The sequence below is a fragment of the Dactylosporangium sp. McL0621 genome (assembly GCF_049995355.1).
In the GTDB taxonomy this organism is placed as follows: domain Bacteria; phylum Actinomycetota; class Actinomycetes; order Mycobacteriales; family Micromonosporaceae; genus Dactylosporangium.
The window spans coordinates 11,202,165-11,224,623 of sequence record NZ_CP188259.1; the positions used below are offsets into that span (position 1 = coordinate 11,202,165).

At 72.8% G+C, this 22,459-nt stretch carries 19 protein-coding genes and 1 riboswitch; of the genes, 8 read left to right on the top strand and 11 right to left on the bottom strand.

All coding sequences use genetic code 11. The annotated features are described in order from the left end of the window. Positions 1-3: 3 nt before the first annotated feature. A complete protein-coding gene (locus ACPPVO_RS53010) occupies positions 4-765 on the bottom strand; it encodes an ABC transporter permease (protein WP_360381901.1) in 762 nt (253 codons plus the stop codon). Next, on the bottom strand, positions 765-1,694 hold the full coding sequence (locus ACPPVO_RS53015) for an ABC transporter ATP-binding protein (RefSeq protein ID WP_426506988.1): 930 nt from the start codon (positions 1,692-1,694) through the stop codon (positions 765-767). Before ACPPVO_RS53015 ends, ACPPVO_RS53010 begins: the two co-directional genes overlap by 1 nt. Positions 1,695-1,748: 54 nt before the next feature. Between ACPPVO_RS53015 and mptB the strand changes: the two genes are divergently transcribed. Further along, a complete protein-coding gene (gene mptB, locus ACPPVO_RS53020; RefSeq protein ID WP_426506990.1) occupies positions 1,749-3,059 on the top strand; it encodes a polyprenol phosphomannose-dependent alpha 1,6 mannosyltransferase MptB in 1,311 nt (436 codons plus the stop codon). Between the two features lie 259 nt (positions 3,060-3,318). Here mptB and ACPPVO_RS53025 read toward each other — a convergent pair whose 3' ends face one another. Both ACPPVO_RS53025 and dnaG read right to left on the bottom strand, forming a co-directional pair. After that, a complete protein-coding gene (locus ACPPVO_RS53025; protein WP_426506991.1) occupies positions 3,319-3,861 on the bottom strand; it encodes a hypothetical protein in 543 nt (180 codons plus the stop codon). Positions 3,862-3,899: 38 nt separating this feature from the next. Beyond that, the gene (dnaG, locus tag ACPPVO_RS53030) at positions 3,900-5,750 is read right to left on the bottom strand and encodes a DNA primase (RefSeq protein WP_360381893.1); all 1,851 of its coding nucleotides are present in this window, start codon (positions 5,748-5,750) and stop codon (positions 3,900-3,902) included. Between the two features lie 375 nt (positions 5,751-6,125). Between dnaG and ACPPVO_RS53035 the strand changes: the two genes are divergently transcribed. The 3 genes from ACPPVO_RS53035 (at position 6,126) to ACPPVO_RS53045 (ending at position 8,193) form a co-directional block, all read left to right on the top strand. Continuing rightward, complete coding sequence (locus ACPPVO_RS53035; protein ID WP_426506993.1) at positions 6,126-7,160, top strand: polyprenyl synthetase family protein; 1,035 nt, start codon at positions 6,126-6,128, stop codon at positions 7,158-7,160. 248 nt (positions 7,161-7,408) lie between these two features. Further along, positions 7,409-7,924, top strand: a complete 516-nt coding sequence (locus tag ACPPVO_RS53040) for a SigE family RNA polymerase sigma factor (RefSeq protein ID WP_426506995.1) — start codon at positions 7,409-7,411, stop codon at positions 7,922-7,924. Continuing rightward, positions 7,921-8,193, top strand: coding sequence for a hypothetical protein (locus tag ACPPVO_RS53045; protein WP_426506997.1), 273 nt, complete (start codon positions 7,921-7,923; stop codon positions 8,191-8,193). The genes ACPPVO_RS53040 and ACPPVO_RS53045 overlap by 4 nt, the downstream gene beginning before the upstream one ends. Before the next feature lie 73 nt (positions 8,194-8,266). Here the strand turns inward: ACPPVO_RS53045 and ACPPVO_RS53050 are convergent, their stop codons facing one another. From ACPPVO_RS53050 to ACPPVO_RS53060, 3 genes are all read right to left on the bottom strand, one after another. Further along, the gene (locus ACPPVO_RS53050; RefSeq protein WP_426506998.1) at positions 8,267-8,995 is read right to left on the bottom strand and encodes a hypothetical protein; all 729 of its coding nucleotides are present in this window, start codon (positions 8,993-8,995) and stop codon (positions 8,267-8,269) included. Between the two features lie 169 nt (positions 8,996-9,164). Next, positions 9,165-9,307, bottom strand: a riboswitch (cyclic di-AMP (ydaO/yuaA leader). A 70-nt stretch (positions 9,308-9,377) separates the two neighbouring features. Continuing rightward, positions 9,378-10,922 (bottom strand): diguanylate cyclase domain-containing protein, encoded by a 1,545-nt coding sequence (locus ACPPVO_RS53055; RefSeq protein ID WP_426507000.1) that lies wholly within the window; start codon positions 10,920-10,922, stop codon positions 9,378-9,380. A gap of 79 nt (positions 10,923-11,001) precedes the next feature. Next, a complete protein-coding gene (locus ACPPVO_RS53060) occupies positions 11,002-12,171 on the bottom strand; it encodes an FAD-dependent monooxygenase (RefSeq protein ID WP_426507002.1) in 1,170 nt (389 codons plus the stop codon). A 67-nt stretch (positions 12,172-12,238) separates the two neighbouring features. Here ACPPVO_RS53060 and ACPPVO_RS53065 point away from each other — a divergent pair, with 67 nt between their 5' ends. Beyond that, positions 12,239-13,141 (top strand): TetR/AcrR family transcriptional regulator C-terminal domain-containing protein, encoded by a 903-nt coding sequence (locus tag ACPPVO_RS53065; protein ID WP_426507003.1) that lies wholly within the window; start codon positions 12,239-12,241, stop codon positions 13,139-13,141. A 9-nt stretch (positions 13,142-13,150) separates the two neighbouring features. After that, entirely contained in the window at positions 13,151-13,978 is an 828-nt protein-coding gene (locus ACPPVO_RS53070; protein WP_426507005.1) for an aldo/keto reductase, read from the top strand. Positions 13,979-14,038: 60 nt separating this feature from the next. On the opposite strand, the gene ACPPVO_RS53075 is transcribed toward ACPPVO_RS53070, so the two are convergent. Next, positions 14,039-15,076, bottom strand: coding sequence for a glycoside hydrolase family 11 protein (locus tag ACPPVO_RS53075; protein WP_426507007.1), 1,038 nt, complete (start codon positions 15,074-15,076; stop codon positions 14,039-14,041). A gap of 374 nt (positions 15,077-15,450) precedes the next feature. Between ACPPVO_RS53075 and ACPPVO_RS53080 the strand changes: the two genes are divergently transcribed. After that, positions 15,451-17,376 (top strand): ABC1 kinase family protein, encoded by a 1,926-nt coding sequence (locus ACPPVO_RS53080; RefSeq protein ID WP_426507009.1) that lies wholly within the window; start codon positions 15,451-15,453, stop codon positions 17,374-17,376. Between the two features lie 4 nt (positions 17,377-17,380). On the opposite strand, the gene dusB is transcribed toward ACPPVO_RS53080, so the two are convergent. Next, positions 17,381-18,448, bottom strand: coding sequence for a tRNA dihydrouridine synthase DusB (dusB, locus tag ACPPVO_RS53085; RefSeq protein WP_426514863.1), 1,068 nt, complete (start codon positions 18,446-18,448; stop codon positions 17,381-17,383). A gap of 349 nt (positions 18,449-18,797) precedes the next feature. Between dusB and ppdK the strand changes: the two genes are divergently transcribed. Next, on the top strand, positions 18,798-21,449 hold the full coding sequence (gene ppdK / locus ACPPVO_RS53090) for a pyruvate, phosphate dikinase (protein ID WP_426507011.1): 2,652 nt from the start codon (positions 18,798-18,800) through the stop codon (positions 21,447-21,449). Positions 21,450-21,550: 101 nt separating this feature from the next. On the opposite strand, the gene ACPPVO_RS53095 is transcribed toward ppdK, so the two are convergent. Together ACPPVO_RS53095 and ACPPVO_RS53100 are read right to left on the bottom strand one after the other, a co-directional pair. After that, entirely contained in the window at positions 21,551-21,922 is a 372-nt protein-coding gene (locus tag ACPPVO_RS53095) for a hypothetical protein (protein ID WP_426507012.1), read from the bottom strand. 86 nt (positions 21,923-22,008) lie between these two features. Next, the gene (locus ACPPVO_RS53100; protein WP_426507014.1) at positions 22,009-22,434 is read right to left on the bottom strand and encodes a roadblock/LC7 domain-containing protein; all 426 of its coding nucleotides are present in this window, start codon (positions 22,432-22,434) and stop codon (positions 22,009-22,011) included. Positions 22,435-22,459 lie beyond the last annotated feature (25 nt).

Sequence of the window (22,459 nt, forward strand, 5' to 3'; positions counted from 1 at the left end):
CGCTCAGTCCTCCAGCCGCCGGGCGAACCCGCGCACGGCGAGGGCGTAGCCGACCGCGGCGTAGGCGAGGAGGACCGCGGTGTGCGCCCACACGCCCCAGGCCGTCGCCGTGCCCAGCGTCGCCGCGCGGCACAGCTCGACCCCGTGCCACAGCGGCGAGGCGTAGGCGAGGGCGCGGGCCGGCGCCGGCAGCCCGCCGACCGGGAAGAACACCCCGGCGAAGAGCGTCATCGGCACCACCACGAGCCGGAACAGCACCGCGAAGTACCCGTCGCTGTCCACCGCCGCGGCGAACGCGAACGACGGCGCCGCGAACGCCAGCCCGGTCAGGATCGCCGGCGCGAACGTCGCCAGGGCCCACCACGAGTGCAGCGCGCCGAACGGCAGCAGCACGAGCAGGAAGGCGAGCGTGGCGACGCCGACGCGCAGCCCGACGTACAGCAGGTGCCCGCGCAGGATCCCGGCCGACGTCACCGGAGTCGCCCGCATCGCGTGGTAGCTGCGGATCCAGTGGAACATCGAATACACCGGCCAGGTCGCGTCGTTCACCGCGACCTGCAGCGCCGTCGAGGCGAGCAGCCCCGGCCCGATCCAGTCGAGGTAGGGCGCGCCGAGGCCGGACGGGCGCGCGTCGACGTAGCCGCCGACGGTGACCCCCATCGCGACGAGGAACATCACCGGCAGCGCGAACGAGCTGAGCACCGACCCGCGCCAGATGCGCCGGTAGGACACCAGGTGGTACTCGAACACCGCGAGCGTCCCCATCACTCCACCAGCGTCCGGCCGGTGAGGTGCAGGAACACGTCCTCCAGGGAGCCGCGGCGCACGAGCGTGCTCGACGGCCGCAGCCCCCGCGCGGCGATCTCGGCCAGCGCGGCGTCGCCGTCCTCGGTGTAGACGAGGGTGCGGTCGGGCAGCACCTCGACCCGCTCGCCGATCCCGTCGAGCTTGTCGGGCGCGTCGCTGTTGTCGAGGTCGAGGCGGACCTCCACCACCTCGCGGGTCGAGTGCCGCGCGATCAGCTCCCGTGGCGAGCCCTCGGCGACGATCCGGCCGTTGTCCATCACCACGAGCCGGTCGCACAGCTGCTCGGCCTCGTCCATGTAGTGGGTGGTCAGCACCAGCGTCACGCCCCGCTGCTTGAGCCGGAAGAGCCGCTCCCACACCAGGTGCCGGGCCTGCGGGTCGAGCCCGGTCGTCGGCTCGTCGAGCAGCACCAGGTCGGGCTCGTTCACCAGCGCCCGGGCGATCGTCAGCCGCCGCTTCATGCCGCCCGACAGCGGCTCGACCTTGTCGCCGGACCGGTCGCCGAGCTGCACGAAGTCGAGCAGCTCCCGGGCCCGTTCGCGGGCGAGGCGGCGCGGTATGCCGAAATACCGCGCGTAGACCACCAGGTTCTCCAGCACCGTGAGCTCCGGGTCGAGGGTGTCCTGCTGCGGGCACACCCCGAGCCGCGCCCGGATCGCCGGCCCGTCCCGGGCCGCGTCCAGGCCCAGGATGCTCAGCCGCCCGCTCGTGGGCCGCGACACGCACCCGATCATCCGCATCGTGGAGGACTTGCCGGCGCCGTTGGGCCCCAGGAACCCGAACGCCTCCCCGGCCGCCACCCGGACATCGATGCCATCGACAGCCGCGAAATCCCCGAATCGTTTGACCAGTGCCGTCGCCGCTATCAATGCCCTGTTCTCGACCACGACCCGACCCTAGCCGTGGGGTACGACAATTTTCGGGGCCATTAGGATGCCCAGGTGCGATGGCTCGGGCTGGCCGCCTCAACCCTGCTGGCGCTGAGCGGATTCCTGGCCGGCAAGCCCGGGACGCACGACGCCGCCTGGGTGACAGGCGTCTGCGTGTGGTTCGTGGCGCTGCTGATGCTGGCCTACGCCTGGTGGCACCTGCGCGGCGAGCAGCCCCGGAGTCTCCTGGTCACGGCCGCCCTGTGGAGCCTGCCGCTGCTGGTCGCGCCGCCCATGGGCGCGCTGGACGTGTACGCGTACGCCTGCCAGGGTCAGCTCTTCGACGCCGGCATCAACCTCTACGAGCACGGCCCGTCGGCGCTGCCCTGCACCTGGCTGTCGGAGGTCCCGCCGCTGTGGCGCGACACCCCGACGCCGTACGGGCCGCTGTGGTTCGCGATCTCGGGCGCCGTGGCCTGGCTCGCGCACGGGCACCTGCTCGTCGCCGTCGGGCTGTTCCGGCTCGTCGCGATCCTCGGTCTGGTGCTCTGCGTGGCGGCCGCGCACCGGCTCACCGACGGCAACGCCGTCCTCGCGGCCAGCCCGCTCGTGCTGGTACACGTGATATCGGGCGCGCACAACGACATCCTCGTGGCCGGGTTCGTGCTCGCCGGCTTCGTCTTCGCGACCCGCGACCGGGCCGGACTGTCCGGGATCGCGTTCGGGCTGGCCGCCGCGGTCAAGGTGACCGCGCTGGTGGCGTTGCCGTTCGCGGTACTGCTGCTGCCGGTCCTGCGCCGCCGCACGATCTCGGTGGCCGCGACGGTCGCGACCTACGCGCTGCTCGCCGCCGTCACCGGCCACGGGCTGGGCTTCCTGCGCGCGCTGGGCGCGACCGCGGGGCTGGTGCAGTGGCTGTCGATCCCGAGTGGCGTGGGCATGGCGGCCGGCTACGTGCTGCGGGTCGCGGGCCGGCCGGATGCGTTCGGTACCGTCGTCGCCGCCGCCCGCGCGATCGGCTTCGCGGTCCTCGCCGCCCTGCTGCTGTGGCTCTGGCTGCGCGCCCTGCGCCGGCGCACCGACATCGACGCCGTGCTGACCGCGGCCGGCCTGGCGATGCTGGCCACGGCGGTGCTCGGCCCGGTCTTCTACGCCTGGTACGCGCTCGCGGGCATCGCCGTCCTCGCCGGCACCGAGCTCACCGGGCGCCTGCGCACGGGCGTGCACGTCGCGGTGGTCGCGCTGCCGTTCCTGACCTTGCCCGACAGCCTGGGCCTGGCCACGAAGACGAAGGTGCCGGGCGCGTTCCTCGACGTCGCCCTGGTCACCGCGGTCGTCGTGCGCCTCGTCCGGCGGCGCTCACGCGACCGAGCCGACGCCTGACGGCGCCCCGGTCGTGGTGCGCCTCGCCGTCAGTCCCCGGGCGGCGCCGACGCCCGACGTCCCGGCCGCGCTCACGCGACCGCGCTGACGCCTGACTTCGCCCCCGTCGTGGTGCGCCTCGCCGTCGGTCCCGGGGCGGCGCCGCCGCCCGACGTCCCGGCCGCGCTCACGCAACCGTGCCGACGGCTGACTTCCCTCCGTCGTGGTGCGCCTCGCCGTCAGTCCCGGGCGGCGCCGCCGCCCGACGTCCCGGCCGCGCTCACGCGACCGTGCCGACGCCTGACCTCGCCCACGCGACAAGCTCCGCCGTGTACTCGGCCACGCCGGGCGCGGACGCGTCGACGCCCTCGTCGTAGCGCACCGTCCAGCGCAGCCCGTTGACCCCGGGCACCCGCCGCCCCACGACGCGCACCCCGCCCCGCGCGCCGGTGAGCTCCTCGAGCGGATGGTGCGACGTGTGCGCGATCGACTTGTTGACGCGCACGCGCACCTGCTCGGGCACCCGGTCGGGGTCGAGCAGCGTGACGACCAGCGGCGGCAGCTCCTCCATCACCGCGTAGTCGCCGTCCGCGACCGGCACCTCCCGCGCCGCGATCACGGCGAGCTGCCGCCCGGACCACGTCGCCTTGTGGATCTCGTGCCAGCCGAGCCGCTCGTCCGCGCCGGGCAGCCACAGCCCGTGGTTGGTCGCCACCAGGACGTTGTCGCCGGTCGCGCCCGCCCACGCCACGACGCGCTCGTCCGGCCCGAGCTTCGGCCGGCGCTCGGCGGGCAGCCTTCTGCGCTGCAAGAACCCGAACACGGACTATGACCTCGTTTCGTTCAAGATGCCCGACCGGCTCACCAGCGGCTCGCGCCGCGATCGCGCAGGGCCCGCGCGTGCTGCTCCAGCGACACCAGCTCGCTGAACAGCCGCAGGTGCTCGTCGGCGCTGCTGACCGGGTTGATCCGCTGCAGCTTCGACTTGAGCTCCGCGATCGTCCGGTTCAGCGCCATGAGCTGGAGCCGGTTGATCGTCACCTCGACGTAGCGCGGGTCCGGCTCGCCGTCCAGCCGCAGCGGCTCCACCGCCAGCTCGGCCACCGTCGCGCCCGAGGCCAGGTCCAGGCAGGCCTCGCGGACCTGCTCGATCCAGACCGCGCCGCCGGTCGCGCTCGACGCGCCGCCCGCCTCCAGCACCGCGGTGCGCAGCGCGGCGTAGGTCGGGTGCGTGTACATCTCCGGGCCGATCGCATCGAACATCGGCCCCGCGAGGACCGGCTCCTGCAGCGCGAGCTTCAGCGCCTCCCGCTCGACGAGCGCCTCGGCGCTGTCGGGGGCGAGCACGCGCCGCTGCTGCGGGGGCGGCATCGGGTCGACCGCGCCCTTGGCCGCCGCGGCGACCGCCCGCTGCACCGTCTCGAGCTCCATGCCGAGGTCACCGGAGAGCTTGCGCGCGTACTCCGGCCGCAGCGTCCGGTCCTTGATCTTGGCGACCAGCGGCGCCGTGGCCCGCAGGGCGCCGACGCGACCCTCGGCGGTGTCGAGGTCGAAGCGCTGGATGACCGAGCGGAGCGCGAAGTCGAGCAGCGGCTGCCGGTCGGCGACCAGGTCCCGCACGGCCGCGTCACCCTTGGCCAGGCGCAGCTCGCAGGGGTCCATGTTGTCGGGCCCGACGGCGATGAACGTCTGGGCGACGAAGCGCTGGTCGTCCTCGAACGCGCGCAGCGCCGCCTTCTGCCCGGCGGCGTCGCCGTCGAAGGTGAAGATGATCTCCCCGCCGTAGCCGTCGGCGTCCATGAGCAGCCGCCGCAGCACCGAGATGTGGTCGCCGCCGAACGCGGTGCCGCAGGTCGCCACGGCCACCGGCACGCCGGCCAGGTGACAGGCCATCACGTCGGTGTAGCCCTCCACGATGACGACCCGGCTCTGCTTGGCGATCTCGCGCTTGGCCTGGTCGATGCCGTAGAGCACGTGCGACTTCTTGTACAGGGGCGACTCGGGCGTGTTGAGGTACTTCGGCCCGTCATCGTCGTCGAACAGCTTCCGCGCGCCGAAGCCGATGACCTCGCCCGCGATGTCCTTGATCGGCCAGACCAGCCGGCGCCGGAACCGGTCGATGAGCCCGCCGGAGCGCCCCTCGCGGCACAGCCCGGCGGTGGTCAGCTCGGTCGCCGAGAACCCCTTCACCCGCAGGTGCTTGGCGAGGTTGTCCCAGCCCTCGGGCGCGAAGCCGCACCCGTAGCGCTCGGCCGCCTCCTTGCTGAACCCGCGCTGCGCGAGGAACTCGCGCGCCTTGCGGGCCCCGGGCGTGCCGAGCTGCTCGGCGTAGAAGCGCGCGGCCTCGGCGTGCGCGGCGATGAGCCGGTGCTTCTGGCCACTGGGCCGCACCGGCGCGCTGCCGGCCTCGACGTAGTGCAGCTGCAGCCCGGCCCGGGACGCGAGCCGTTCGACGGACTCCACGAACGAGAGGTGATCGTGGTCCATCAGGAACTTGATCGCGTCGCCACCGGCGCCGCAGCCGTGGCAGAAGTACACGTTGCGGGTCGGTGAGACGTTGAAGGAGGCGGTCTTCTCGTCGTGGAACGGGCACAGCCCCTTGAGATTGCCGCCGCCCGCCGAACGCAGCGTGACGTGCTCGGAGATCACGTCCTCGATCGACGTGCGCTCCCGGACCAGGGCGATGTCCTCGTCCTTGATCTTGCCGGCCAACCGCCACCTCCCCCAGTCCGTCCACGCCTATCCTGCCTCGCGGCTACGACAATTTACGACTCGCGCGGCCGCACCGCCCCTCCGGGCGGCACCCGGCGCGAAGGTGCGGCCCTATGGCCCTGGACCGGACCATCTACTGTGGACCCAGCACGACCGGCGGCGCGACACGCGGATTTTGTCCCGACACGCACCGTACGGGCGACCGCGGTCTTCGCCACATGACCCCTCCATTGCGGAATCCGGCATGTCCGCCCGGCGGCACCGGCATACTTGACCAGGCTCACGAGAGCCCGGCGGCCGCATCGGCGCGGCCCGATCTTCCAGTACCCGCTGACTGTGCGATTTGCGATGGGTGGTGCGACCGCGGTGGTCATCGTGCTGAGGACCACGGACGACGTGCTGCGCTGGGCCGGGAGGCTTGTCGACCCGCCCCTGCGCACGGCGATCGGGCGGCTGCCCGAGCCGTCGCGGGAGGTCGCCGAGCTGCAGCTGGGCTGGCACCACCTCACCTGGGGCGGGGTGGACGCGCCGGCGGTCTCGGTGCGCAGCGCCCTGACCCTGGTCTGCGCGGACGCGGTCGGCGGCGACCCGCACGACGCCGTGCCCTCCGCGGTCGCGGTCGAGCTCATGCACCACTGGTCGGCCATCCGCCGCGACCTGGTCGACGAGCACGCCGACGGTACCGCCTGGGGCGTGGTCGGCGCCGAGCCCGCCTCGCTGGGCGGTGAGGCGCTGCTGGCGCTGGCCTTCGACGTGATCGCCACCGGCGACCCCACCCGCAGCAGCCCCGCGCGCATCCGGCAGCGGTCCGGACAGGCGAGCCCCGACCGGGCGATGCTGCGCGTGCTGGGCGATACCGTGCAGGAGCTCCTGCACGGCCAGCACGCCTCCCTGGCCCTGCGCGACACCCGCCCGGGCGCGACCCCGGCCGGCGAGGAGCGCACCGACCTGCTGCGCGACACCCTGGCCATGGTCGAGCAGCGCACCGGCGCCCTGTTCGGCTGCGCGTGCGCCCTCGGCGCGGCCGCGGGCGGCGGCGACCCGGCCCAGGTCGAGCGGCTGCGGCTGTTCGGCGTGCGCCTGGGCCTGGCCGTGCAGTTCACCGAGGACCTCGCGGGCATCGGGCCCGACCTGCGCCGCCGGCGCCGCTCGCTGCCGGTCGCGGCGGCGATCGCGGCCGGCGCCGACGAGCTGGCCGCGCTCTTCGAGGGCCGCACCCGCCTGAGCGACGCCGACCTGGAGCGCGCCGCGAAGACCATCGAGCAGTCCGGCGCCCGCGAGTGGTGCCGCCGCCAGGCCGACGAGCTGCTCTCCCAGGCGCTGCTCACGCTCGATCTCGCCTCGCCCTCCCCCGCCGCCGTGGCCGAGCTGGTCGCCCTGGCCCGCCGAGCCACCGCGACCGCGCGGTAAAGCACAAGACCCGCGCGGCAAGCACAGACCCGCGCGACCGCGCGGTAAAGCACAAGACCCGCGCGGCAAGCACGGACCCGCGCGACCGCACGGTAAAGCACAAGGCCGCGCGGCAAACACGGACCCGCGCGACCGCGCGGTAAAGCACAAGGCCGCGCGGTAAGCACGGACCCGCGCGACCGCGCGGTAAAGCACAAGACCCGCCGCAACCGCCGAACCGTTCCGGGCCCCGCCGACGCCTAAGGGGTATGGCCGACGCCATCGAGGATGAGTTTCACGAGTTCGTACGGGAACGACTGCCCGGGCTGCGCCGCGCCGCGTACCTGCTGTGCGGCGACTGGACCCGCGGCGACGACATCGTCCAGCGCACCCTGACCGACGTGTACGTGCGCTGGCGGCGCATCCGGCGGGCCGGGAACGTCGACGCGTACGTGCGCACGGTCCTCGTCCACCGCTTCATCGACGAGCGGCGCCGCGGCTGGGCGGCGCGGGAGTCGCCCGTCGACCGGCTGCCGGAGCGGTGCGCCGAGGACGTCGCGCTGGAAGGTGTACCGGAAGGGCTGGAGCTGCACGCGGCGCTCGCGCGGCTGCCGCACCGCCAGCGCGCGGTACTGGTGCTGCGGTTCTTCTGCGACATGTCCGTCGAGCAGACCGCGCGGGTCCTGCGCTGCGCCCCGGGCACGGTCAAGAGCCAGACCTCGGCCGCGCTCGCCACGATGCGGCGCCTGCTCGAGGACCCTTTGGACGCGGGGAGGACACGATGAACGACCGGCAGCTGCGGCGCCTCATGCACGGCGGTGACGAGGCCCCGGCCTCCCGCGTCGACCTGGCCCGCGTGGTCGCCGACGGCCGCCGGCGCCGGTTTCGGCGGACCGCGACCGCCGGCGCCGCGACCGCGCTCGCGCTGACCGTCGTGACGACGCTCGCCCTCAACGCCCCCCGGGCCCCGGTCCCGCCTGCGCCCGCGTCGACCCCGGTACCGGCCGCTTCCCCGCCCGAAACCTCACCGGCCACCGGCCGGGAACCGCCGTGACCAACGGCGGACGGTGAGGCCACGGGAGTTACGGTCCGGACCACCGCGGACGCCGCGGTAGCTCTGAGAAAAATCAGGCGATAGCCGCGACCACCTGCCCGGCCCGGTCGGCGTGCTTCTGGTACGCCCCCGGGAACGCGGAGCGCTGCACCGCCTGCGCGGCACCCGTGACGCTCATCCCCTGCCAGCCCGGCACCCGGGCGAGCGCGTTGAAGAACAGCATCGCCGAGTGCGCCGGGTCCATGAGCTCCGGCACGCTGCCCCAGCCCTGGCTCGCGCGCTGCTGGAACAGCCCGATCGAGTCGTGGTCGGTCGAGACGGCGTCGTGCGGCAGCTTCATCGAGGACGGGACGGTCGGGCTCGCCACGTTGTACAGGTCGCTCTCCTGCATCGCGGTGGCCACCGCGACGACGAGGCCCTTGTCCGGCACGCCCTGGGCGCGGCCCTGCTTGACGATGGCGGCGGCGTTGTTCATCTGGGTCTGGTCCAGCCCGGCGACCGGCCGCGGCCGGGCGGGCGGCGGCGGCGTGGCCGGCGCGGGCGCGTCGCCGAGCGTGGCCTGCCCGTCGAGCTCGGTCACGACGAGCGAGGCGTCCCGGGCGTAGGCGGGCGCGGGGGCCGCGGCGACGGCGACCGGCGAACCGGGCGGGCCGGCGGCGGAGCGGCCGGCCGAGCCGGACGCGAGCAGCGTTGCGGACAGGATGACGGCCGACACGACCGCGGGCTTGACTGGTTGCAGGGCCCGGCGATGCCGGGGCTGGAACTGGCGTGGCAATGGTTTGAGCGACAGCGGTTTCAGCAAGATGGGTTCCTCGGACGGATGCGGGCGCGCGCCATCGGCACGATCCCGTGGTGCCAAAGGGATCGCGCGGCGGCGGCGAACGGTCAACGGGTGTGACAGGCCAGGCTCAGGTCCTGGCGATCACCCGTCCGGGAGACAGACGACACAGGGCGTCGACGAGCACGCGTGGTTCTCCTTCCGGTGCCGCCTACCGGGTTAGCTGACGGGTTCGGACGGGAGGATTCGCCCTACCGTGACTCGGTCACGGATACACCCCAAGGACTGCGATGGGTCCCCGGCCCGCGACGCCGAAGTGGACGGCGCGGCTCGACGGCGCCTGCGCGGTGACCCCGCTGTTCGGGGTGCGTCGACCGCGGCAGACCATCCGACACTAACCGGCCGTTCAGCCCTCGGCCAGCCGGACCAATGGCATACCACCCGGTGCACCGGAACGCTCACCGTGCGCTGTCACCCGATCGGTCATCCCGCGCCCGTGGCGGTAGCCTTTCACCTGGTACATCGCCCGATCGGCGGTTCGCAGGGCCGCGCCCGCATCCCCCACCGTGGCATCGATCACGGCCGCCCCGACGCTGACGCGCACCCGCAGCACGTGCCCGTCGTGCACCACCGGCGCCGCGACCGCGCGCTCGACCCGGTCGACGAGCGCGGCCACCCCGGCCGCGTCGAGGCCGGCCACGTCCTCGGTCAGCACCACGAACTCGTCGCCGCCGAGGCGGGCCACGGTGTCGCCGGGCCGCACGAGCGCGCACAGCCGCTGGGCCACGGCGATGAGCACCGCGTCCCCGGCGTCGTGGCCGAGCGTGTCGTTCACCGACTTGAAGTCGTCGAGGTCACAGAAGAGCAGCGCGCTGTCGCCCCGCCCGGCGCGGGCGCGGCGCACCGCGGCGGCCAGGGGGGACGCCAGGGCGTCGCGGTTGGCCAGGCCGGTGAGCGGGTCCAGGGACGCGCGGCGCACCAGGTCGGCCTCGGCGGCCTTGCGCCCGGTGATGTCCTGCACCTGCAGGATGCCGAAGGCGGGCGGCCCGGCCACGAGCGAGAGCGTCGTGGCGACCCAGATCACGGCGCCGTCGCCGCGCACGCAGCGGATCTCGTAGTCGCGCACCGGGATGCCCTTGCCGGTCGTCGCGGCGGCGAAGGCGAGCCGGGCCAGGTCGAGGTCGTCGGGGTGCAGCAGGTCGGCGACGGGCCGCTCGAGCAGCTCGGCCTCGGCCCGGCCGAGCAGCTCGCACAGGGCGGGGTTGACGCGGGTCAGCCGGGCCTGGGTCGCGCCGTCGACGCCGATCATGCACATGCCGGTACCGGCGCCGGTGAAGGCCAGCCGGAAGGCCTCTTCGCTGGCCGCGAGGTGCCGGCGCTCCCGCTGCAGGGCCTCGACCAGGTTGGCGTTGTTGATCGCGATGCCCGCCTGCGCGGCGAGCATCTCGAGCAGCTCGCGCTGCAGCGGCCCGGGCCGGCGCCCGTCGGCGGGCAGGTCGACGCCGAGGATGCCCACCAGCTCGCCGTCGGGCGCCCGCAGCGGCGCGAACAGGGCGTCGAGCGGGTGCCAGCGCTCCTCCTCGGGCACGCCGTCGCCGCCGGGCACCTCGTCGGGCACCCAGGAGTGGATGTGGGCGCTGTGCCGCTCGTGCGGGAGGTACCGCAGCTGCCCCCAGGCCTCCGCGCGTTCGAGGTACTCGTCGAGCACCTCGGCCGGGTAGCGCGCCCCGAGCAGCGTCGCGCGCGCCTCCTCGGAGCCGGCGAGCGCGACCGCCTCGTACTCGCCCTCGGGGTGCAGGTAGTTGACCACGGCGACGGCGAACCCGATGCCGTCGACCACCGCGTCCACGATCAGCTGGAGGGTCTCGGCGAGCGTGGTGCCGGTGTTGATGCGGCCGGTGATGAGGTACACGGAGCGGATGGCGGCCATCGCCGCATCACGATCACCCATCGCGCGCCTACCCGGGTCCGGCCGACCTTGCACCCCTACATCGACGCATCAAACCGGATCTGAAGTAAACCCTTTGGGGTCAGGAGATTACTGCGGGCAGTGTCAGGGCGCCGGCCGCGCGGCGCGCCTCGCGGGTCATCGCCGCGATCATGAGGTTCCGCCCCGGCAGGTACGGCAGCATGCGGATGCTGAGGTGCTGCAGCCGCACGGCGAGCTCGGACTTCGGCGCGAAGGCCCGGGCCGGCATGAGCGCGGCGCGTTGGTTGACGTCGACGAACTCGCGCAGGTCGCGGTCGTACCCGGCCAGGTCCGCGTTCCGCGCGATGAGCCCGGCCAGCAGGTACGCCCCCACGAGCGCCATGCCGGTGCCCTGCCCGGTGAGCGAGGAGGGGGCGTAGCCGGCGTCGCCGACGAGCGCGACCCGCCCGGCCGTCCAGCCGGGCATCCTGACCTGGGCGTTCGGCGCCACGTAGAGGTCGGGTGCGGCCCGCATCAGCTCCAGCAGCCGCGGTACGACCCACCCGGCCCCGGCGAACGCCGCCTCGACGCCGCGCACCCGCTCGGCGCGGTCGCGCGGGGGCATCGGGCCGCCGTACAGCAGCGTCACCTTCACCGTGTCCGAGCCCCGGTCGGTCTTGACGCTCACCACCCGGCCCGGCATCGAGTACACCAGCTGCCAGCGCTCGATGCCCAGTTCGTTCGGGGCCGTGAAGACCGCGCTGACGCTGCCGAGGTGGTGCAGGTACCGCTGCGAAGGCCCGAACGCCAGCTCCCGGATGCGCGAATGGATGCCGTCCGCGCCGACCACGTAGTCGAACTCCCGCACGCCGCCGCTCGCGAGCCGGACCGTCACGGTGTCGCCCCCGTGCACCTCGGCCACCGTGTCCCCGAAGATCCACTCGACCCCCGCGGGCACCTCCGCGTGCAGCAGCCGGGTGAGGTCGCCCTTCATGATCTCGATGTCGGCGGGGTCGAGCACCCCGAACCCGAGCGGCAGCGTGGCGATCCGCCGGCCGCTGCCGTCGACGAAGCTCGTCCCTTCGGTGTCGGTACCGCACTCCCGCGCCGGCGCCGCGAGTCCCATGCGCTCGGCGACCTCGAGCGCCACCCCGCGGATGTCGACGGCGTACCCGCCGGCCCGGATCCCCGGCGCCCGTTCGACGACCGTCACCTCGCACCCGGCGCGGGCCAGCGGCGCGGCCACGGCGTTCCCGGCGATGCTCGCGCCGCAGATCAGTACCCTCGTCATGCGTACACCGTACGAACACCGCGTCCGGGCGCTCAACGATGCGCGAGCGACGGTAGGGTGTGCACTAGTGCAGCCCGAGCCCCCTTCCCAGCGCATCGTCGCGCGGATCCGCACCGCCATCGCCGCGGGCGACCTGCGCCCGGGCGACCGCGTCCCGTCCACGCGCGAGCTCATGCGGACCTACGGCGTGGCCATGGCGACGGCCACGAAGGCGCTGACCGCGCTGCGCCAGGAGGGCCTGGTCGAGCCCCAGCCCGGCATCGGCACCGTGGTGGCGCGCCGCCCCCGCGCCCGCGCGTCCGCGGCGCCCTCCCCCGCGGACCGGCTGGTGGCGACCGCGATCCGGCTCGCCGACACCGACGGCCTGACCGCGCTGTCGATGCGCCGCCTGGCCGCCGCGCTCGGGATGCCGACCATGACGCTGTACCGCCACGTCGCCGGCAAGGAGGAGCTGCTGCTGCTGATGACGGACGCGGCGTTCGCCGAGGCCCCGCTGCCCGGCTCCGACCCGTCGACCGGCTGGCGCGCGAGCCTGGCGACGTCCGCGCGGCTGCAGTGGGGCGTCTACCGGCGTCACCCGTGGGTGGCCGAGGTGATGTCGTTCACCCGCCCGCCGATGGCCGAGCGGGCCATGGCCCACACGGAGTGGAACCTGGCCGCCCTGGAGCGGGCCGGGATGGCCCTGCCGGTGGCCATGCACGCCACGATGATGCTGGCCAGCCACGTCCGCGGCACGGCGGTGAACCTGGAGTGGGAGGCCAACGCCGAGCAGGACACGGGCGTGGACAACGTCGAGTGGTTCACGGCCCAGGAGGCCCGGTTCGCGCGGATCACGGCCGGCGGCGCGTTCCCGGCCTTCACCCGGCTGGCCGCCCTGGGCCCGGACGCGGTGGACTACGAGCTGGACACCCTGTTCGAGTTCGGGCTGGGTCGCCTGCTGGACGGCCTGGCGGCGCTGCTGAGTCCGTAGGGTTGGACCATGCAGATCCCAACCGTGACGCTGAACTCCGGCCACCGGATGCCCGTCGCCGGCTACGGCACCTGGCCGCTGCAGGGCCGCGCGGCCACCGACGCCGTCCTGGCCGCGCTCGCCGCCGGCTACCGGCTGGTCGACACCGCGGCGTCGTACGGCAACGAGGACGCGGTCGGCGCCGCCGTGCGCGAGTCCGGCCTCCCGCGCGCCGAGCTGTTCGTCACCACCAAGCTCCGCGGCTCCGACCAGGGCCGCGGCTCGACCCGCGCCGCCCTCGAGGCCTCGCTGGAGCGCCTCGGCCTCGACTACGTCGACCTGTACCTCATCCACTGGCCTTTGCCGGCCGTCGGGCGCTACGCCGACTCGTACGCCGAGATGGCCGACCTGCACCGCGAGGGCCTGATCCGCACGCTCGGCGTCTCCAACTTCCTGCCCGAGCACATCGCGGCCGTCGTCGCCGAGACGGGCATCGTCCCCGCCGTCGACCAGCTGCAGGTCTCGCCGTCGCACGCGCGGCCCGAGCTGGTGGCGGCCGTGCAGGGCGGCGGCACCGTCGTGCAGGCGTGGAGCCCGCTGGAGCGCAACACCGGCGTGCTCGAGGACGCCGGGATCGTGGCCGCGGCCGACCGGCTCGGGGTCACCCCCGCCCAGGTCGTGCTCCGCTGGCTGGTGCAGCGCGGCCTCACCGTGGTACCGCACTCCTCCGACCCGGAGCGGCAGCGGGCCAACGCCGACCTGTTCGGCTTCGAGCTCACCGGCGAGGACATGGCCGCCGTGGACTCGGTCGCGCAACTGCCGGTCAAGCAGGACCCCGCCACCTGGGAGGAGTTCTAGGACGGTGGCGCGGCGGCCCTCGGCCGCCGCGCCACGCATGCCGTGCTCAGATCCGCGGCGTCACCCGGAACTGCAGGAGACCGACGGCCACGTCCATTGCCCGTTGGCCATGATCGTGACGCCGAAGTTGTTGCCGCTGCCGTTGGGTTTGCCGACCATCACGTACTGGCTCGGCCAGGTCGCGTTGACGTTCCAGGTCGAGCTGATCGTCGCCGGCGACGGGACGTTCATCGTCACGGTCCAGTTGCTGGACCCGGACACCGCGACGTTGAGGTTGTACCGGTCGCCCCACTTCTGGCCCGCGGACAGCGTCGCCGTACAGCCGCCGCCCCCGCCGCCGCCGGTGGTGGGTCCGCCGGTCGGGCCGCCGGTGTTGCCGCCCCCGCCGGAGCCCTCGCTGACGGTGATGTTGGAGCTCACGTTGCTCTGGTAGCCCTCGGTGGCCATGATCTGGTAGTTCGGGCTGCCGAGCGTCAGGCCGGCCTGCCGCCACGCGTTGAAGTGGTTCGCCACGTTGATCGTGCCGCCGGTACGGTGCTGCTGCCGGACGCTCCAGTACTGGTAGAACGTCGCGTTGCCCTGGATCGAGGGCTGGTTGACGCGCTGGGTGCGGTACAGGTCATAGGTGCTGCCGTCGCTGGTGACCGACCCGAGCCGGGTGGCCCCGCTGCTGGGGTTGTACGAGCCGAAGTTCTCGACGATGTAGTACTCGACGAGCGGGTTCGTCATCCAGCCGTACAGGGCGAGGTAGCAGTTGCCGCCGCAGTTGAAGGATCCGGAGTAGTTCACCGTGTGGGACGTGGAGCCGGGGTTCCAGCCCTTGCCGACCACGGAGTTGTTGATGCCGTTCATCTGGACGCTGTAGCTGCCCCCGGCGCCCAGGTTCATGGTGACGTTGCCGCTGTCTTTCCAGTACGAGAAGAAGTAGCCGTTGTGGGTACCGGTCGTGTTCGAGGTGACGGTCCGGTCGGCCTCGGCGTGCGCGGTGCCGGCGACCGTCAGCGACGCCGCGGCCAGGACCACGGCGCTGGCCACGCTGATGAGCAGCCGTGTGCGGCGGCGCCTGTGACCGGTCGGGTGCGCGGGGGTGTCGTTCATGGATTGCTTCCTCCTCGGAGGGGCGGGCGGACGGCTCGACCGGCGATGCGGGGCGCATCGACGCGCACCAGGCACGGACCGGCCGGGCCATGCGCTCGGCGGCCGGGACATCCGGGTCGCGGGCGGGCGAACCCTGGATCGATGACCGTCGAACGCGAGCTAGCGAAATTATGAGCACGAGATTGCCCGGCTGGCAAGAATTATCGGAAGACTTCCGGAGATTACGCGGACCGTCCGACCGATGGAGCCCACGTCAGACCCACTATGACCCGACCGCATCCTGCGTGTAAGCAGCAGTTCCGGGCCTCCGGTATCGAAAGTTTCGAGCACCTTTCGGGCCACGCGAAGCAACGCGCTCTGGAACGATCACGACCATGCTCCCCTTCGCCATCTTCGGCACGCTCGCGCTCTTGCTGGTGATCGGCCTGATCGTGGTCGGCGCCCGGCGGCTGCTCGGCCTCCGGATCGGCATCGTCCGCACCGCGGCGGCCTGCTTCGTCGCGCTGTTCACGGCCGGCGTCGTGGCCCGCGGGGTGGGCGGCGTCGAGCGCCACCCGTTCCTGCTCACCGTGGTCATCGGGGCCGCGCTGCTCGTCACGATGGCCTTCCTGATGCTCGCCGAGCTCGTGGTGCCGCCCGGAGGCACGCCCGTGAGCTGGGTCCGGAGCCTGAGGCGACGACTCGCCCGGTCGCGGCGCTACACGCAGATCGCGGCCATCGGCATGCGGCACGGGCTCGGGCCGTACTTCCGCAGCCGCCGCCCCCGCGTCGCCGGTCGCGGCCGGGCCCGCCTCGCCCGGCACCTGCGGCTCGCGCTGGAGGAGGGCGGAGTCACCTTCATCAAGCTCGGCCAGGTGCTCTCCACCCGCCGCGACCTACTGCCGCCCGAGTTCATCACCGAGCTCGGCCAGCTGCAGCACGAGGTGCCGCCGGTCCCCTGGCCGCAGATCCGTGAGGTCCTCGTCGAGGAGTTCGGCACCGAGCCGGAGACCATCTTCGCCGCCTTCGACGAGGAGCCCATCGCGGCCGCCTCCATCGCCCAGGTACACCGCGCGACCCTGCGCTCGGGCGCCGAGGTCGTGGTCAAGGTCCAGCGCCCGGGCATCCGGCCGCTGGTCGAGCGCGACCTCGACATCGTCACCTCCCTCGCGCACGGCCTGCACCAGCGGATGGGCTGGGCCCGCGCGATCGGCATCGAGGACCTCGCGCAGGGCTTCGCCGACGCGCTCACCGAGGAGCTCGACTTCCGCGTCGAGGCGGCCAACACGGCGGCCGTGCGCAGCACCGCACTGGCCCGCGAGGCCGTCTCCCCCGCGGTCGTCGTCCCGCGGATCGACGCCGAGCTGTCCACCGCGCGGGTGCTCGTCATGGAACGGCTCTCCGGCGAGCCGTTAGGGGCTGCGGTGGTACCGCCCGAAGGCGCCGCCCGAGCCACCGAGCTGCTCTTGTTCATGCTCGAACAGATCATGATCGACGGGATTTTCCACTGCGACCCCCACCCGGGCAACGTCTTCGTCCTCGACGACGGCCGGATCGCACTGCTCGACTTCGGCACCGTAGGCCGGATCGACGCCAACGTGCAGGTGGCGCTGCAGGACCTCCTCATCGCCGTCGACCGCCGCGACCGCGCCGGCCTCAGCGACGCGCTGCTCGAGGTCGTGGACCGCCCGGAGGAGCTCGACGAGCAGACCCTCGAACGGGCGCTCGGCCAGTTCATGGCGAGCCACCTCTCCCCGGGTGTACCGCCGCGGCTGGACATGTTCGTGGACCTCTTCCGCATCCTCGGCGCCCACGGCCTACGCGTACCCCCGGCGGTGGCCGCAGTGTTCCGCGCAGTCGCGACGCTGGAGGGCACCCTGAAGGTCCTGGCCCCCGAGTACGAGATCATCAACGAGGCGCGCACCTTCGCGGCGAACCGCATGACGGACCGGTTCAGCCCCCCGTCACTACGCCAGGCGGCCACGGACGAGGCCCTGAAGCTGCTACCACTCCTGCGCCGCCTGCCCAGGCGCGTGGACCGGATCACCAGCGCGGTGGAACAGGGCCGCCTCAGCGTCGGCGTACGCCTCTTCGCCGACGAACGCGAGCGGCGCTACGTGTCGGGCCTCGTGCGGCAGGTGACCCTCGCCTTCCTGGGCGCGGTAACGGGAGTCATGGCGGTACTGCTGCTGGGTATCAAGGGCGGGCCGTCGGTGTCGGCGGGGCTCGGCCTCTTCCAGCTGTTCGGGTACAACCTTCTGGTGCTGAGCGCGGTACTGATGCTCCGCACACTGACCGCCGCCCTGCGCCGCGACCCGTAGGCGCTCAGCCGCCGGAGTCGTCGAGTTCGGCGCCTTCCGGGACCTCGTCGGTGTCGCGGTCCTCGAGCCAGTTCTGCGGCAGGACGACCTTCGCCGGCGTGCCGGTGCGCCCCCGGGGCTGGCCGAGGATCTCGCGCGGAAAGGGCACGTCCGGCGCCAGCTGCCCCAGCAGCGCGCCGAGCTCGTCCAGCGACGACGACGTCGCCATGGCCGCGCGGAGCTCGCCGCCAACGGGGAAGCCCTTGAGGTACCAGGCCACGTGCTTGCGGAAGTCCGTGACGCCCTCGCGTTCGCGGCCCCACCAGTCGACCAGCAGAGACGCGTGGCGGTGCATGAGCGCGGCCACCTCGCCCAGGGTGGGCAGGGTCCGCACCGGCGAGCCGGCGAAGGCGGCGGCGAGGTCGGCGAAGAGCCAGGGGCGGCCCAGGCAGCCGCGGCCGATGACGACGCCGTCGCACCCCGTGGCGGACATCATGCGCAGCGCGTCCGTCGCCTCCCAGATGTCGCCGTTGCCCAGGACCGGGATGTTCAGGGCGGACTTCAGTTCGGCGATCGCCGACCAGTCGGCCTCGCCCGAGTAGCGCTGGGCGGCGGTGCGGGCGTGCAGGGCGACCCAGGCGACGCCCGCGTCCTGGGCGATGCGGCCGGCGTCAAGCATCGTGCGGTGATCGTCGTCGATGCCGATGCGCATTTTGACGGTTACCGGAATGCCCGCGGGAGCGGCGGCCGAGACGGCCGAGTTGACGATCGAGGAGAACAGGCGGCGTTTCCACGGCAGGGCCGAGCCGCCGCCACGGCGGGTCACCTTCGGGACCGAGCAGCCGAAGTTCATGTCGATGTGGTCGGCCAGGTTCTGGTCGACGACCATTTCCACGGCCTTGCGGATGGTCGCCGGATCCACGCCGTACAGCTGCAGGCTGCGCGGGTGCTCGCCCTCGGCGAACTGGATCATCGACATGGTCTTCGGGTTGCGCTCGACCAGGGCCCGGGTCGTGATCATCTCGCACACGTAGAGGCCCGCGCCCTGTTCGCGGCACAGCCGGCGGAAGGCCACGTTGGTGATGCCCGCCATGGGGGCGAGCACGACGGGCGGGTCGACGGTGTGAGGTCCGAGCTGCAACACGCCACCGATGGTCCCACGTCCCCACGGTGCGGCCCAAACGCGAAAAGCGCGGAAGTGCGCGGAAACGGCGTCGCCGAAACATAAAAATGCATCGACCCGAAACAGCGAAAAGAGAGCGCTCTCAAGGGTGCCGATGCGTGTTTCTGCTCGTGGGACCGCTCCCAAATGCAGTGCGAATCGAAGGGTGTGCCGTTTCTTGTCAGACTTGTCACCCGGCATGGCCGCGAACCGGAAACACGACTTACGGTGGCCCGCACACCCAGGACCTAAACGAGGGCTCAGTGGGTATGGAGGCGTTGTGCAGAAGTTCGTGTACGACTTCGAAGAGGGCAACCGGGACCTCAAGGACCTGCTCGGGGGCAAAGGCGCCAACCTGGCCGAGATGACCAACCTGGGGCTGCCGGTGCCGCCCGGCTTCACGATCACCACCGATGCCTGCCGCGCGTTCCTGGAGACCGGCGAGATGCCCGGCCGGGACGAGATCTCCGAGCACCTCGCCGCCCTCGAGCAGAAGATGGGCCGCCGCCTCGGCGAGCCCGCCGACCCGTTGCTGGTGTCGGTGCGCTCGGGCGCCAAGTTCTCCATGCCCGGCATGATGGAGACCGTCCTCAACGTGGGGCTGACCGACGACAGCGTCGCCGGGCTGGCCGGGCAGGCGGGCGGCGACGAGCGCTTCGCCTGGGACTCCTACCGCCGGCTCATCCAGATGTTCGGCAAGACCGTCTGCGACGTGCCGGGCGAGGAGTTCGAGCACGCGCTGGACGACGCCAAGCACCGCGCCGGCACCCGCGACGACGTCGGGCTCGCGGCCGGGCACCTCAGGGAGCTCGTCGGGGCGTACAAGCAGATCTTCCGCGCGCACACCGGGCGCGACTTCCCGCAGGACCCGCGCGAGCAGCTCGACCTCGCCGTCGGCGCCGTGTTCCGGTCCTGGAACGCCGACCGCGCGGTGCTGTACCGCCGCCAGGAGCGCATCCCCTCGGACCTCGGCACCGCCGTGAACGTGGTCGCCATGGTCTTCGGCAACCTCGGCGCCGACTCCGGCACCGGCGTCGCTTTCACCCGCGACCCGGCCACCGGCGAGCGCGGCGTGTACGGCGACTACCTCGCCAACGCCCAGGGCGAGGACGTCGTGGCCGGCATCCGCAACACCATGCCGCTGCAGGACCTCGAGCAGCGCGACAAGGCCAGCTACGACGAGCTGATGTCGATCATGTCCACGCTCGAGGAGCACTACAAGGACCTGTGCGACATCGAGTTCACCATCGAGCGCGGCAAGCTCTGGATGCTGCAGACCCGCGTCGGCAAGCGCACCGCGGCCGCCGCGTTCGTGATCGCCACGCACCTCGTCGACGAGGGCGTCATCGACCTCGACGAGGCCGTGCAGCGGGTCACCGGCGCGCAGCTGGCCCAGCTGATGTTCCCGACGTTCGACCTGTCCGGGGCGCCGGAGCAGCTCACCCGCGGCGTCGGCGCGTCGCCGGGCGCGGCCGTGGGCAAGGCGGTCTTCGACGCCCAGCACGCGGTGGCCCTGGCCAAGGAGGGTGAGCAGGTCATCCTGGTGCGCCGGGAGACCAACCCCGACGACCTGCCCGGCATGATCGCCGCCCAGGGCATCCTCACCAGCCGGGGCGGCAAGACCTCGCACGCCGCTGTCGTGGCCCGCGGCATGGGCAAGACGTGCGTGTGCGGGGCCGACCAGCTCGACGTGAACCTCCACAAGGGACAGTTCACGGTGGACGGTCACGTGGTCTCGGAGGGCGACGTCATCTCCGTCGACGGTACGACCGGCCGCGTCTACGTCGGCGAGGTGCCCGTGCAGCCCTCGCCCGTGGTGCAGTACTTCGAGGGCACCCTCGACCCCCGGGCCGACGCGCTGGTCTCCGCGGTGCACCGCCTGCTCACCCACGCCGACGAGCGCCGCCGGCTGCGGGTGCGCACCAACGCCGACACCGGCGAGGACGCGGCCCGGGCCCGGCGCTTCGGCGCGCAGGGCATCGGCCTGTGCCGCACCGAGCACATGTTCCTCGGCGAGCGCCGCGCCCTCGTCGAACGGCTCATCCTGGCCCGCACCACCGAACAGCGCGAGGCCGCCCTGGCCGAGCTGCTCCCCCTGCAGCGCGACGACTTCACCGACCTGTTCCGCGAGATGGCCGGACTACCGGTGACCGTACGGCTGATCGACCCGCCCCTGCACGAGTTCCTCCCGCCCCTGGAGGACCTCGCGGTAAAGGTCGCCGTGGCCGAGGAGCGCGGCGAGGACCCCGGGCGCGACAAGGACCTCCTCGACGCCGTGCGCCGCATGCACGAGGAGAACCCGATGCTGGGCCTGCGCGGCGTGCGCCTCGGCCTGGTCATCCCCGGCCTCTTCGCCATGCAGGTCCGGGCGATCGTCGAGGCGGCCGCGGCCGTGCCGGACTCCCACCCGGAGATCATGGTGCCGCTGGTCGGCGCGGTGCAGGAGCTGGAGACGATCCGCGCCGAGGCCGAGAAGATCATCGGCGAGTTCGACGTCGAGGTGAAGATCGGCACGATGATCGAGGTGCCCCGGGCCGCGCTCACCGCGGGCGACATCGCCCAGGCCGCGGACTTCTTCTCGTTCGGCACCAACGACCTGACCCAGATGGGCTGGGGGTTCTCCCGCGACGACGTCGAAGGGGCCTTCTTCTGGCGGTACCTCGAGCTGGGCATCTTCGGCGTCTCGCCGTTCGAGTCCATCGACCGCGACGGGGTGGGCCGGCTGGTCCGCATCGCGGTCGACGAGGGCCGGGCGGCCCGGCCCGACCTGCACTTCGGGGTCTGCGGCGAGCACGGCGGCGACCCCGACTCCGTGCACTTCTTCCACGAGGTCGGCCTGGACTACGTGTCCTGCTCGCCGTTCCGCGTGCCGGTCGCCCGCCTGGAGGCCGGGCGCGCGGCCATCGAGACCACCGGGTCCGACTCCCGCTGATGTGAGCCGGACACAGGTGAAAGTTCACCGGGTTTCGAGTCCCCGGTGAGCACTGAGAAGGCCGGGGCAACGGCGCCCCGGCCTTCTTCTCAGTGGAGGGGTCAGACCTCCATGTCGTCCTCGACGCGGGACAGCGTGTGGCGGGCCAGCGCCAGGTTCGCCCGCTGGCGGTTGAGCGCCAGGTAGAGGAACAGGCCCTTGCCGGACCGGCCGGTCACCGGGCGGATCAGGTGGTACTGGTTGGCCAGCGTGATCAGGATGTCCTCGATGCCGTCCTTCATGTTCAGCATCTCGATCGTGCGCATCTTGGCCCGCACCACATCGGTGTTGCCGGCCGCGGCGACGGTCAGGTCGAGGTCCTTCGACCCCCCGAGGACGCCGAGCGCCATCCCGCTGTTGTAGTCGACGAGCGCAACGCCGACCGCGCCGTCGATCTGCATGAGTTCCTTGAGTGCAGTCTCCATGTCCGCCATGGCTACCTCCGAGAGTTTTGGGCTGGGGGAAGTGGGGGAAGATTCGGTACTTCGCCGGGATCTGCGGTGCAGTCCACCGTTGCGGCTCACCATGCCGCCGGCTCCGGCACGGACTGCGCGAAGCTCAGCGCGGCGTCGGCCATCACCCGGGACACCAGTGCGGTGGCCCGCCGGGCCTCGTGGTGCAGCCGGGCCACGTTCGCGTCGGCGCGGGTGAGCAGCAGCAGCACCGCGCCGTGGCCGGCCAGGTACATCGCGACGTGCCCTCCCGTGCTGCTGATGAGCACCTCCTGAAAGTCCTCGTGACCGGCACTGTCGGCGATGCGCTGGCTGACGCCGAGGCAGGCCGCCGCCAGGGCCGCGACGCCCTCGACCATGACCGCCTGGGCGTCGTCGGCGATGAGCAGGCCGTCCGTGCTGGCGACCAGGCACCCGGTGATCTCCGGTACCGCCCTGCGCAGCCGGCCCAGCTCCGCGAGCAGCTCGCCGCGTAGCTCCGCGTCGGTCCTCATCGAATCGTCTCCTCCTTTCCGCCGC